Raw genomic sequence first — 12,711 nt, forward strand, 5'->3', positions numbered from 1 at the left:
AAAAAGTTGTTAGTCTACCATTTTAGCTCAAATTTATATTGTTCTAGCCTTAAAATAGCAATAGTTTACAGCAGGTAGATATTGGTGCTTGATGCTTAAATGGGATTGGGTGAATTTTTTAGTTTCGGTAGAATTTGTTGTAGTTGGTGGTGATTGCGAATTCCAAAAGTAAAAGTAAATCCATATTTATCTTTTAATTGGAGCGCGAAGCCATTGTAATCAGTTAAATAAGCTTTTTCATTCTTGTAAGTTAAAAATCTTCTTCCTACCCCCTTATAATCCTGAATTGCATTATATTCTTTAATTTCATAATCATAACATCCTTCAAGTTTTAATTCTCTCCAATAAAAATGATAAGGTGTGAATTTGTATTTAATTGAATTCTCAAAAATAATAATTTTTAAACGCATAGTTACCAGGATAAATAGTAATCCGATATCTAGCGGTATAAGAATAATGATGGAAGTAAAATATTGGTATAAAAAAAAGGTGTTACACAATATTAAAAATACTATAAGTATTAAAATATCCGTATAAGGTCTCTTTATTTCCTGAAAAAGAACTTTTTTCATTATATAGTTTTATTTAAGAGGAGGGATAAGAATTGCTAGGTCATTAAAAATTCTATCCGGATCTCGTGAAATTCAGTAATTAATAATATTCCTTTATAGCTAAAATGTTATGAATTTAACCGCAATTTATATTATATACTAAGAATTGAACTTTTGTAACCAACTAAAAGCTCCACTTAAGTCTGGCATACAATAATTTCGCTTGAGCTTTAAATTTACCAGTGTAATCATCAAAGAAAAACTGCCCGATGACATCAAGATCCAGATTTGGCTTAATCGAATAAGTAGCTGTCGGATTGATAAATATCGCCTGGGTAGAAGGGTAGTATATCGTGGCTAATCCCCCGGTAACCAGCGGATGAAAATTATAGGATGTCTGAACGAGTATAGAATGGGTGAGCGGAGATAAATTTCTGGCAGTAAGTCGCTGAGTTATATCAAATATTGGAATTGCAGTAACCAGGGTATCACTACCATCCGAGTTATAAAGGTAGGATCCATGAAGATATAAAGAGCTTTCAAAACTGTAATCAACAGATATAGAAGCCAGTAAGGCGTTAGAAAACTCATCTTTATCAGTATAAGGTTTAAAATAGCTGACTTCCCCTTTAAAGCCGGCATCACCTAAATTACCTGCCCACCCAACTCCTGCAGTCAGGTCTTGTCTGGCTTTCCCTGTAAAAACCTGGAAGTCATACCCCTTTTTATTGAATTTATACATGCCAGCTATGACCATTTCATCAAAGTCATTATTCGCAGTAACAGCGAATTCGATACTTGAAGCAAATCCAAGGTATTTCCTGATTCGAAGTGCATCACTACCCGGGCGCTCTTCATAATCAAAATCAAAAAAGGAATAGGAATTAAATATATCGTTAGGATTCCATACCAGGTTTACCCCCCAGTTTATGCGCTGCCTTCCTGCCCGTACTTCCCACTTTTCGTTATACCATTCTACATAAGCCCGGTCGATCATTGTGTGAAACAACCATGACTTATTTTTTGGTCCGTAAAAAGACAGATCGAAATAATCGTTGTTTCGATCCACAAATTCTCCATAGTTGGGTATTGCTTTAACCAGGTCACCATAAAAGAGTCTGTTACGTACTTCCAATTGGAAATGCCATTGCTCATTGGGATACCAGTCAAAATTGAGTCTGTTGTGGATGAGGTTATCAATCAATGTGGAATCATCAGCGAAGTTGACAGTTACCAGGTCTTTTATATAACCTGACAGGGTCCAGTTTTTAGGTTTGTCTTCTTGTGCCTCAATTGAAAGTATAGATAATGCCCATAATATAGTAAACCAAAACAAACGCATGGTTAAGTAGTTACTTTATTGGTATCGCGGACTTCATCATTAGAAATAGCACCATCGACAAGAGTGATAACTCTCCTGGCACGGTCTATAACTCGTTGGTCGTGGGTTGAAAATATAAAAGTCATACCCTCATCTTTGTTAAGCTTAGCCATCATGTCGAGAAGGTTTCCGGCTGTTTTTGAATCCAGATTTGCTGTTGGTTCATCAGCCAATACGAATTGTGGTTTGGACGCTAAAGCCCGTGCTACAGCGACTCGTTGTTGTTGCCCCCCGGATAATTCAGAAGGCTTTTTGTCACCCTGATCTTCAAGACCGGTTTCCTTCAATAGTTGTTCGATTCGATCCTTGCGTTCTTTTTTACTTTCTTTTTGTAAGAGCATTACAAACTCGATGTTTTCTCTGGCAGTAAGTACAGGGATTAGATTATAAGCCTGAAATACAAAGCCGATATTGTGTAGTCGAAAGTCGATCAGCTTATTTTTACTTAAGGTCGATAAGTCTTTACCATGAATCCACACTTTACCTGATGTCGGCGTGTCAAGACCACCTAAAAGATTGAGTAAGGTAGTTTTACCTGATCCTGACGGACCAACCAATGCAGTAAATTCCCCCTTCTCAATGTGCAGATGTACGTTGTTTACTGCTTTTACCGGTACGGCCCCTTCATCGTATATTTTGGAAAGTTCCTCGGTGTGGATTACACAATTTTTATGGTTATCATCTTTCATGACTTATATTTTTCTAATGGCTTTTACAGGATCAAGTCTTAAAGCTGTGATAGCAGGATAAATCGAAGCCAGAACAGCTGTGGCTGCAACCAGAATCATTATGTTAAAATAGTACCTTGTTTCAAGTTGCGGATATATAACAGATTTAAACCCAAAGGCAGAATACCCTTCTTTATAGATACCACTCATGTCAAGCCCGTTGGTACCCAGGTATTCTATTGTTATAAAAGCAAAAAGTAAACCCAATGGGGCTGCGATCATCACCATAAAGATGGTTTCCAGGGAAATCATCCCAAAGAGTTTCCATTTGTTCATTCCGATAGCCATGAGCATGCCTATTTCCCTTACTCGCTCTAATACCGCCATGAGCATGGTGTTTACAATGCCAAAGGAGAGAGCAAGCAATATGATTACAAAGAAAATGATCATATACTGATCGAGTGAGTCGATCATAAAACCAAGTTCCGGGGCCAGTTCTTTCCAGCCTTGGGTCAGGAGATCCGGATACTTCGAAGTGAGTTTTTCCTGGAATAGAGGTACATTATCAGCATCTTTTAACAGGATAGCGATTTCATGAACATTGTCGTTTGTATTCTGTAATTGAGAAAGATCTTTTTGATTAACGTATAAATTACTCTCTTCCAGCGTTGAATTATAACTCTGAAAAATGCCAATAATTCTAAATGCTCCTGCGACAATGTTTCCATCAATATCCTGAAATGTGAGTACGATCTTAGAACGGAGTTTTACCTTAAGTTTTTCTGCCAGTTTCTTACCAATAATTACTTTGTTTTTATCCTCAGGAGAAAGATATTCACCTTCGGTAACATTATGGCTCAGTTGCGTTACGCTATCTTCTGATGCCGGATCAATGCCAATGAATTTTCCTCCGAAACTTTTTCCTGGTGAAGCAACCATTCCAAAAGCCAGTACCCTGCCACTTATATCTTTAACAGCTGGATCGTTATTTATATCATGTATAATTTCTCCACTATTGGTTATAAAGTATTTCGGGTCATTATCCTTTTCATATTCAGGATGATGAATTTGAAGGTGAGATACTTCACTTCCAATAGCGTCTTGCAATCTCTGGTCGATCATACCATAGATATAGGCCAGGATAAAAGCTCCTGCCCACATCCCCAACATCACGGCGATGATGACTACAAGGCTTCGCACCTTATTTCTCCAAATATTTTTCCACGCTATTGCAAAAAGCATCGTATTGTTTATTTAAGTTATGTCCGCATTGCAGTCACAGGATCTAATTCTAATATCTTTAATAATGGATACACGGATATCACCAATGCAATAATGAGCACGATTAAGGTCTGCTTGTAAAATATGAATGGTTCGACTGAAAAATAATAAATAGGTTCAAATCCCCATTCTTCATAGATCTTTTGCAAACTTCCACCGACTTCAATAGGGTATAAATGAAAATATACAACCACAGGTATACTAATCAGGGTTCCGATTGCTGCACCTAACAAGGAAATGAATATGTTTTCTAATATAATCTGAATGGAAAGCTTAAATCGACGCATGCCGATTGCTACAAGGACTCCAAATTCATATTGTCGTTCCAGTGTCATCATAAGTACCGTTCCGAATATTCCGAAAGCAATCAGAATATAAAGTACCATAAGGAAGACTACATTTTCTCCACGTTCATTTTGCAACATTTGGTTAAGCTCGGGCATCAGTTCTTTCCAGCCCATTATCTCATATTTGTCCGAAATAATTTTACTGAGTTCTGTTTCCAGTTTATCGGCTTCGTTTACATCATCAATGGCTAATACCAAAGCAGTGACTCGGTCCGGAGCACCATAAAGTTGTTGAGCCAGCTTAATCGGCAGGTATACCATTCTTTTATTCAGGTCCGGACTGGCAAAGTGAAGCAAGCCTTTTATCGGGTATTTGTCTGCGGCATTAATTCCATGATATCCCTGGCCGATGATTACAAGGGTATCCCCGACGCCAAGACCCAGATATTCAGCTAATCCTTCAGCAACCAGTACCTGTTTGTCGTCTGCGGTTAAATATTCACCTTCTGATACTTTATTATCCAGTTTAGTGACAATTGGCTCAGCTTCCGGTTCGATACCGACAACCATACAACCCCGGGTATGTTCCTCTGATGCAGAGAGAGCAAAAGACTCCAGTCTTTTAATCACACCATGGATGCTTTCATGATCATTAAGCTGATTAATCAGGGTATCATTGATCAGCATTGAATTATCAAGGGACTGATCATCCCAATAGCCATTTTTATGCACTTGTATGGCTCCGGAATAAAAGGAGACCACATTATCTTGCAGCTTGTATAGCACACCTTCGGTAACGGAACTCATTACAGTGGCCAGTAAAACTGCAAATACGATACTGGCAGCCGTAATCAGTGTTCGCTTACGGTTTTTCCAGATATTCCGCCAGGCCAGTTTCAGCAACATCTTATTTTACACGTTTCATATTTTGTAAAGAAAAGAAGTCTGTGGTGATGGGAATATCATAGGCTACCGATTCATATTCAATGATCGTTTTATAACCATCTTTATCTACCGGGATGTATTCCATTTTAGCAGGAAGGAGTCTTCCTCCCAACTCCCTGATATCAGAATATATGATCTTGTTTACCAGATATCCATCTTCATCATAGAGTTCTGTTTTAAGCTCCATAAAATCTTCTTTGTCAATCCAGCTATAGATCTTGCCCCAAACTACCGGGGCATTAGGTTTTGGGATAAGCTCAATTTTATACACCTGCCTACCTAAGATCACGGAATCTCCTACAAGTGAATGTTCATAATCTTCAACGATGGAGGATTCTTTAATCAGGTCGTCATTAGTAAAGTCGGAGCCCATCCATGATTGCATCATCATCGAAGGAGGGAGTTTGATATTTCTTTCGATAGAGGGTATCCAGTTCCAGATTTCTTTGTCTCTTTTTAAGAAAACAGTTCCTTTATCACGTGCCGGTGCTGTAACTAAAATGAGGGAGTAGTCCGTGCCATGTGACCAGCTTTTCAGTTCCATCTCCCGTTTCCACGTAGGACGTTTAATGGTGATGGTCATGGTGGCTTTTCCGGTATCACCTCGTCTTTTCATATCAGCTTTTTTTACAATTTCTTTTGCATCCTGGCCTTTTATGAGAATAGGAAATAGGAAAATCAATATTGCTAGGATGAGTAGTTGAAGCCATTTCATGATCCGGTCCTGTTTTTATTGATTCCAATAAAATCATTTGTTTAATAAAATGTAATGACCATCTTCACTTGAGGAGGTGATTTTGATCAATGGTTGTTGCTGGTAAATGTTATTTATGTAGATTTTCGGCAATACAATTGCCATTCTCGATCATCCTCATTTCAAATGAGGACGATTGTTTTCTCCGTTGACACCAATAATAAAAGTTGTTTTATCGTCCTTGTTAGCGAAGCGTAACGAGGATGTATTGAGACCAGCGTTTGTAACGATATATAGAATATATTTCCTCTTTATTTTGACCCATTTAGTCGATAATATCAAAAGAAATAATAGTCAACGGTGAATTTTTCTTGATATCAGGATAATACTTTTTCAGGTCATTTTTCAGTGTTTCCACAGAATCATAGCCATCACTTATAGCATCGGCTTTTTCAAGGTCGCTAAAGGTTTTACTGTAATCTAGTTTTTTAATGATGATGTTAATTGGTGGCTTAGAGCTAAAGGTTAAAGAGGTTTCCAAATCCTTGAAAAGCATATGTCCATATCGGATCGTAGTTGTCTTGGTTTTTGACCTGACCAAATCATAATAAATGTCCTTTAAATTAATAGACTCAGCAATATATTTCCGGACCTTGTTTTTACTCATTTTTGAACATATATAAAACAGCCTGTGTTATCTTGGGAATGATGCTTTATTGTTTCTCCAATATATATTTATCTCCTGTAGAATTAGTCATGATCAGGGTGCCATTATCATATTCATAGTCCCACTCACCATTTAAGATTAGCGACCAGTCAAATTCAGCAGTCCAGGGGCATTCGTTAGTAAAGGTAATGGCGCTATTTGTAACCATATAAGTACCACTACATATGGCAGGGAATTTTACCGTTTCACTTTGTCCGGAAAAGGTTCCATTCTGAAGGCTCAGTTCCACGCCTGATGTATTACCATTTCTTTCAAATGTTCCCGTATATTCTCCTTCAATTTTGAGTTGAGTTTCATCATCATTACATCCATAAAGGGTAATGAATAATCCTATTAATATAAAAAACTTAAATCTCATAAGTGGTGAATATTGATAGTATATACGACTATTTAAACCACAAATTTTATTCCATTCTTATTTTAATTTTTTAATAACATTTGGCTTATCACTTCCTTAGCCTGATCACTTAGTGGGTGACTGCCTTTTTTTTCTTTATGGGTTTGAACAATGACAGTCTCAGCCTTTGCAACACAAATATTTTCTTGAAAGATCATCTGGAATAACACAATCGAACTATTTCCAATTTTAATCACACCAGTACCTATTTCTACTTGACCGGGCCAATGAACTTCCTTGACAAAATCAAGTTTTAGAGAGGCAATAACAAAGCTGGTTTCTTTACTAACAATCGGGTTGGAACTGTTAAAGAAAAACTCAACTCTACCGGTTTCTAAAAATGTAGAAAACACTGCATTATTGACATGTCCCAGCCGGTCGGTATCAGCATATCGGAGTTTATCATAGCTTTTAATGGGGAAATCTTCTAATTGTAAATCTTTCATGGTAGTTCAATAAATGAAATTATAAAAATAGCTTTTTTTAAATCAAACAAATTGTATTTCTCTCACACTATAAAAATGATTTAAAAAATGATTTATTGAATTTGGAAATTCGCTTACTTATTAATTGCATTTCAATTTAAATACAAGGAGTCCGATATTTCATTATCGGACTCCTGATTTATATGATTATAAAATAAATATTTTGCTATGCTGTTGCTGTTCTGACCTTTGATTTTCTAAACATTAAAAATGCCGTAATGCCAACACCAACTACTAACAGAGATACCCCAAGTATCGGACGATAAAAAATCCATGCAATAGCGATGGTAATAATTGATAGTGAAAGTGCAGTTAACCCGGCAAACAGAGATAACCCAAAATCTACAATATTGCCCAATATGGGTAAGACATCTGCTAGAACCACTAATGGTTTAAACACTAATGAAATGCCAACAAACATCAGGAAAAATCCGAGTAATCTAAGTAACCACGTTATTATAGTATTCTTTTTTTGAGCTGAGGCAAACATTTGGTCAGCTGAATGAACTCCGGCAGATACTAATTGAATGTTTGTGCCATTACTGGATTGGAAAGGTTCAAATGTATTACCAATTTGTTTTGATACTATACTGTATTCTTCACCTGATTGAACTGTTTCAAATGAAATCTTAATATCTCCAATTTGTGGTGAAGAAGGAGTTCCCTGGCCAATGTATATTTTTTGAGCTAACACTCCATCTGAACCTTCATTTATTAGCCTGGCATTTTTATGTTGTGTTGTATCTAAAGAATTGATCGGGTAGGGCTGGTAATTATTCATCTTTGATAATAATGATCCTGATACGTCAAATGAACCCATAGTTGCGTCAGGAACGGAATGTGTATAACCTGCGTAAGGAAAACTTTGAGGATTTGTATGACCTTCTGTTACCTTAAAGTTATTGGAATTTTCAATTGATTCTTTCCAGTCTTTAGAATAGGTATATTCTTTGGTTGTTTTTTCACTTCCTCCAATTTCCTTTTCCTTCTTGGTTTTCGTTTTTTCTACCCACTGATACATCGATACTCTTCGTCTTAACTTTAACGCATTAGACTGAACGTTAAACTCGTTATCTTTAAGAGTATCATTGGTGACAACTTTTCCAGTTAAGTGCACAAGTTTTCCCGCGTTGTTATCCGATAAGTCATTTGAATTAATTGAGACTACCTGACTTGCTCCTTCGGTTAGTCCTTCTGCTGTTCTGACAGCACGGCCTTCATTTAACCACAACACAATAAATGAAGCTAAAAAAAGTAAAACACCGAAGAGAACTTTTTTTATCGACCCCATAATTCTTGAGCCCCAGCTTTCCGTTGATACCTCCCTGAATGAATCTTGATTTTCCATATTTATATATTAAAAAATTAATTATTACTTAATTAAAAGTCATTTCCAAAAATCAATAGAAGAGGTATTTCAATTTGGTCGGGACTTATAGGTATTGTTAATACCAGCTAAGGGAAAAGCGTAACCCTATTTCTCTAAATTTATATGATACATTTCAGCAGCATGTTGATAAACAGATCCGAAAATAATTTATTTTTAACCAAAATCAAATATTCACTAATACTATGTCTATCTCAAGATCTTAACATACTCATTTGGTCGTCAACTATTTTTTTTGCCTTTATAAGTGACTTGACAGAACGGGAAATATCTTCTTCACTGGTAACCCAAGAACAGATACTTACCCTGATAATACGTCTGCCTTTCCATACAGAACCACCCACCCAGCATTCCCTCAGGTTTTGTACTTCCTCTATTACTTTATCAGTTACGTCATCGGTTTCACACTGCACAATCACCTGATTAAATACTACTTCATTGAGTACTGAAAATCCATCTTCTTTGGCAATCTCATTAGCAAATTGAATGGATCGTTTATGCATATTGGTGACCATTTCATCGATACCTTTTCTACCGAGGTATTTTAAGGTAGCCCAAAGTTCAATGATTCGTGCTCTTCTGGACATTTCAGGGGTGAAATACATTCCATCACGATCCTTTCCCTGAATAATATACCCTCCTGACATATGCAAAGAAGACATCAACGCTTCCTGGTCATCACACATAATTATTCCTGAATCATAGGGTGTATTTAAAGTTTTATGACCATCTACTGCCCATGAATTGGCATGCTCAAATCCTTTGGTCAGATGTTTGAGTTGCGTTGTGGCACCAGCCCAAAGCCCAAAAGCACCATCGATATGGATCCAGGCACCTTGTTCTCTGGCTTTTTTACAAATCGAGTTGAAATCATCAAAAGAACCGCTGTTTACATTTCCGGCCTGTAGTATCAGGATGGTGTGGTTATCAAGCTCGGGGATTTGCTCAGGGATTATCCTGCCCTCATTATCAACATCTACCCATTCGATGTTGCCTTTTCCCAGCCCATTTAAAGCTATGGCTTTTAATACAGTTGAATGAGCATCTCTACCTGTTACAACCCTTATTTTAGGAGCACCAAACAGCCCATTTTCATTGAAATCCCAGCCACTATTCTGAAGCACGCGATACCTCGCAGCTGCAAGACCACAAAAGTTTGCCATCGATGTCCCACTTACGAAACCTGCAACAGTTCTTTCCGGAAGTCCGAATAGTTGGATCAGCCAATTTTGAACGACAGTTTCGAGTTTTGAAGCGATAGGAGACAGAACCTGCATTGCTGTATTCTGATCCCAGAATATCGACAGATTTTTAGCTGCGAGTCCGGCAGGAACTACACTTCCATTAACAAAACCGAAGTAACGGCCACCGACCTGTGTAACAGCAGCAGGCGAGCCATGTTTATGGAGAAGATCAATTACATCGTGTGCATTTCCCGAATTTTCAGGGAGTTCTTCGTCAAATACAGATAAATTTTCGAGAGCTTCTTCAGTTGGGTATACATTTCTATCTAAAGCTTGTGACAGGAATTCTAAACCAAAAGATTCAGCTTTTTTAAATAATGATTCATCCTGAAACTCAGATAGCATTTGTTTTTGCAGATTCTTCATTTGAATTTATGATAATCCCCAAAATGGGAGTTGTGACATATTTAGGTGGTCAATTTAATTTATCCATTATTAAGGTCAAATAGTTAATCGGCAACGGTGAAAGATTTTTTTAGTCGGTCACAGATTTTAAGATGAGAAATAGAGGTCTCTACTATAAGTGTTTTTCAGATTGATAGGGCATAATATATTTCTGAACCTTGTAGGAAGGTTTGTGCTAAAGAAATGTTCTAGGATGATCTTAGTTGATTAGCATCGACATTTAATCTCTTAATTGAAATAATATATTCATCAGTTCGATGTTGGGTGGTTCTGTGATCTCATATACTTCAGGGATACTTTTTGCCAGATCAGAATTTCGAAAAGACTGTAGAGATTCAGGAGAATCCCAAATATAAATACCTCCATATTCTCCTTCCTGATTGGTTTTGACATAATATTTTTGCAAAAGACCATCTATTGCTTTGAACTGCGGTTGTCTTTCTTTTGCTTTCCTTAACAGTTCTTCTTCCTGAAGATTTGTTTTCAATCTGATGAATTGTAAGATCATAATAATTAAAATTATTGGTATATAAAGTCAGCTAATTTGAGGATAAGTTCTTTTTATTGTCTCTGAAAATAGACATTCATTGTACGGCCGCTATAAATACTCAAGCCTTTTATTTCTCCATCTTCACTTCTTGCGAATTTCAGGCTCAATCCTCTGTCGGATTTAAATATATCTCTTGTAACTGGCTCTAATTCTATTTCTCCAAGCCACCGATGTTTAATGCTCAGATTATTATCGTTATTTTCGATATGATATATTGTTTCCAATTCATCACTCCAGTAATTGGCTTCAAATTCTTGTAATTCTCCTTGTTGTGGAGCCCATTTTTCAACTTTATTCAATGTTCTTTCGGAACCATTAATGATAGTAAGTTGAATTTCACCGGTTTCCAGTTCGTTAAATTGTATATGACCATTCCAGCCGTCCATTACAAAGGTATTTTCTGATGAAGGTATTAGCTTTCTTTGCCCGTTAATTGACAGGGAATCATCAGAGATCGTAAATTCTATCGTGCTATTTGTAACAGGGGAGAGGTATAATCCGGAATATTGTTCCAGTATATTTTTATTTACAGCAACAGGTTTGCTCTTAATTTCGGAAGAGGAGGTCATGTGCTCACCAAGTATAAGTTCAGCGATTTCTGTTGATGGAAACCATCCTTTACTTCCAAAGTTTGATATGATGATTATTCCTAAATCATAATCAGGATAATAACTCAATTGGGTTGAAAATGCTTCATGTCCTCCTGTATGGCTGTATCTTTTTAAGCCCCTGTAATTTCCAGATCTTATTCCTAATGCATATTCAGAATCAGTTCCATCAGTTAGAATATAAGGATCGAGAAATAGTTTTTGTACCTCGCTGCCTCCGATTTCTGCAGTTCGATAATTATTTATCCATTTGACCAGGTCGGTAATACTGGTATAAATATCGGCGGCACCAAAAATAGCTCTGTTGCTTTCTTCGTTAACAAAACCTTTATCTTCTTCCATAGAATAGGATTCCGCAGCATTATAAATTACCTCGCCAACATAACTTTCAATCTGAGTGTTATTCATGTTAAGTGGGGTCAAAATGTTTTCCTGAACCCATGTATCAGCTTCCTGTCCGGTCACTTCTTTTAATACCTCTGCTAAAATCACCCAGGCTGTACTATTGTATGTCCAACGGGAACCTGGGGCAAATTCTAAACCAGGCTGATTCCTTACTACGTTAATGCATTCCTCCCTTGAAAGACGATCGATGCCAATATCTCTACCGGCCAGGTAAGACATAGTATACGCTTCGCGGTAACCACTGGTATGGGAGAGTAGATGTTTTAATGTTACAGGATGGTCAAATTCTGGCCAGTCATCCATGTATTTACTCACAGGGTCATTTATATTGAGTTGTCCATTAACATGCAGCATGGCAAATGCATAACCAAGAAATTGTTTACTCACCGAGCCAATATTATAAACCATTTCAGGATCGTTGGAAATGCCATATGATAAATTCGCCATTCCATATCCTTTACTCAAGGTTAATTCACCATTTTGAACGACTCCTACTACCACACCAGGAGTAGAATCATTCACCTGGGAGGGTATCATTGCATCAATTTTAACCTCAAGATCTTTTTTGGTAGTGATTTGACCATAACTGGTTAGTGAGCAGATTATTCCATAAACAATTATCGTGATAAGAATGGAGTTTTTCATTTTCGGAGTTTTGAAAGTAAATAATAATAAGGTTATATCAATTTAATGGTT

At 36.9% G+C, this 12,711-nt stretch carries 13 protein-coding genes; all 13 read right to left on the reverse strand.

The window, feature by feature from the left end; all coding sequences use genetic code 11:
- Nucleotides 1–95: 95 nt before the first annotated feature.
- The 13 genes from OO013_RS16405 to OO013_RS16465 all read right to left on the reverse strand — a co-directional run bounded on the left by OO013_RS16405 (nt 96) and on the right by OO013_RS16465 (nt 12,660).
- Complete coding sequence (locus tag OO013_RS16405) at nt 96–572, reverse strand: hypothetical protein (protein ID WP_266058052.1); 477 nt, start codon at nt 570–572, stop codon at nt 96–98.
- A gap of 163 nt (nt 573–735) precedes the next feature.
- Entirely contained in the window at nt 736–1,893 is a 1,158-nt protein-coding gene (locus OO013_RS16410; RefSeq protein ID WP_266058053.1) for a hypothetical protein, read from the reverse strand.
- A 2-nt stretch (nt 1,894–1,895) separates the two neighbouring features.
- A complete protein-coding gene (locus OO013_RS16415; protein WP_266058054.1) occupies nt 1,896–2,621 on the reverse strand; it encodes an ABC transporter ATP-binding protein in 726 nt (241 codons plus the stop codon).
- 3 nt (nt 2,622–2,624) lie between these two features.
- Nucleotides 2,625–3,842: an ABC transporter permease gene (locus tag OO013_RS16420; protein WP_266058055.1), complete on the reverse strand. Its 1,218-nt coding sequence runs from the start codon at nt 3,840–3,842 to the stop codon at nt 2,625–2,627.
- 17 nt (nt 3,843–3,859) lie between these two features.
- Nucleotides 3,860–5,074, reverse strand: coding sequence for an ABC transporter permease (locus OO013_RS16425; RefSeq protein WP_266058056.1), 1,215 nt, complete (start codon nt 5,072–5,074; stop codon nt 3,860–3,862).
- A gap of 1 nt (nt 5,075) precedes the next feature.
- Nucleotides 5,076–5,828: an outer membrane lipoprotein-sorting protein gene (locus OO013_RS16430; RefSeq protein ID WP_266058057.1), complete on the reverse strand. Its 753-nt coding sequence runs from the start codon at nt 5,826–5,828 to the stop codon at nt 5,076–5,078.
- A gap of 304 nt (nt 5,829–6,132) precedes the next feature.
- Entirely contained in the window at nt 6,133–6,474 is a 342-nt protein-coding gene (locus OO013_RS16435) for an ASCH domain-containing protein (RefSeq protein WP_266058058.1), read from the reverse strand.
- 46 nt (nt 6,475–6,520) lie between these two features.
- On the reverse strand, nt 6,521–6,892 hold the full coding sequence (locus OO013_RS16440; RefSeq protein ID WP_266058059.1) for a hypothetical protein: 372 nt from the start codon (nt 6,890–6,892) through the stop codon (nt 6,521–6,523).
- A 62-nt stretch (nt 6,893–6,954) separates the two neighbouring features.
- Nucleotides 6,955–7,377, reverse strand: a complete 423-nt coding sequence (locus tag OO013_RS16445; protein WP_266058060.1) for an acyl-CoA thioesterase — start codon at nt 7,375–7,377, stop codon at nt 6,955–6,957.
- Nucleotides 7,378–7,582: 205 nt separating this feature from the next.
- On the reverse strand, nt 7,583–8,764 hold the full coding sequence (locus tag OO013_RS16450; protein ID WP_266058061.1) for a TMEM43 family protein: 1,182 nt from the start codon (nt 8,762–8,764) through the stop codon (nt 7,583–7,585).
- A gap of 233 nt (nt 8,765–8,997) precedes the next feature.
- Nucleotides 8,998–10,413 carry a pyridoxal phosphate-dependent decarboxylase family protein gene (locus OO013_RS16455; RefSeq protein ID WP_266058062.1) on the reverse strand — a complete coding sequence of 472 codons (1,416 nt, stop codon included), beginning with the start codon at nt 10,411–10,413 and terminating at the stop codon, nt 8,998–9,000.
- 259 nt (nt 10,414–10,672) lie between these two features.
- Nucleotides 10,673–10,960, reverse strand: coding sequence for a YdhR family protein (locus OO013_RS16460; protein ID WP_266058063.1), 288 nt, complete (start codon nt 10,958–10,960; stop codon nt 10,673–10,675).
- A 53-nt stretch (nt 10,961–11,013) separates the two neighbouring features.
- Nucleotides 11,014–12,660, reverse strand: a complete 1,647-nt coding sequence (locus tag OO013_RS16465) for a serine hydrolase domain-containing protein (protein WP_266058064.1) — start codon at nt 12,658–12,660, stop codon at nt 11,014–11,016.
- Nucleotides 12,661–12,711 lie beyond the last annotated feature (51 nt).

The organism is Mangrovivirga halotolerans (assembly GCF_026241165.1).
Taxonomy (GTDB): Bacteria; Bacteroidota; Bacteroidia; order Cytophagales; family Cyclobacteriaceae; genus Mangrovivirga; species Mangrovivirga halotolerans.

Bases quoted from the DNA above. Each gene is read 5' to 3' on its own strand.
- OO013_RS16405 (WP_266058052.1), bottom strand. From the start codon at position 572: ATGAAAAAAGTTCTTTTTCAGGAAATAAAGAGACCTTATACGGATATT.
- OO013_RS16410 (WP_266058053.1), bottom strand. From the start codon at position 1,893: ATGCGTTTGTTTTGGTTTACTATATTATGGGCATTATCTATACTTTCA.
- OO013_RS16415 (WP_266058054.1), bottom strand. From the start codon at position 2,621: ATGAAAGATGATAACCATAAAAATTGTGTAATCCACACCGAGGAACTT.
- OO013_RS16420 (WP_266058055.1), bottom strand. From the start codon at position 3,842: ATGCTTTTTGCAATAGCGTGGAAAAATATTTGGAGAAATAAGGTGCGA.
- OO013_RS16425 (WP_266058056.1), bottom strand. From the start codon at position 5,074: ATGTTGCTGAAACTGGCCTGGCGGAATATCTGGAAAAACCGTAAGCGA.
- OO013_RS16430 (WP_266058057.1), bottom strand. From the start codon at position 5,828: ATGAAATGGCTTCAACTACTCATCCTAGCAATATTGATTTTCCTATTT.
- OO013_RS16435 (WP_266058058.1), bottom strand. From the start codon at position 6,474: ATGAGTAAAAACAAGGTCCGGAAATATATTGCTGAGTCTATTAATTTA.
- OO013_RS16440 (WP_266058059.1), bottom strand. From the start codon at position 6,892: ATGAGATTTAAGTTTTTTATATTAATAGGATTATTCATTACCCTTTAT.
- OO013_RS16445 (WP_266058060.1), bottom strand. From the start codon at position 7,377: ATGAAAGATTTACAATTAGAAGATTTCCCCATTAAAAGCTATGATAAA.
- OO013_RS16450 (WP_266058061.1), bottom strand. From the start codon at position 8,764: ATGGAAAATCAAGATTCATTCAGGGAGGTATCAACGGAAAGCTGGGGC.
- OO013_RS16455 (WP_266058062.1), bottom strand. From the start codon at position 10,413: ATGAAGAATCTGCAAAAACAAATGCTATCTGAGTTTCAGGATGAATCA.
- OO013_RS16460 (WP_266058063.1), bottom strand. From the start codon at position 10,960: ATGATCTTACAATTCATCAGATTGAAAACAAATCTTCAGGAAGAAGAA.
- OO013_RS16465 (WP_266058064.1), bottom strand. From the start codon at position 12,660: ATGAAAAACTCCATTCTTATCACGATAATTGTTTATGGAATAATCTGC.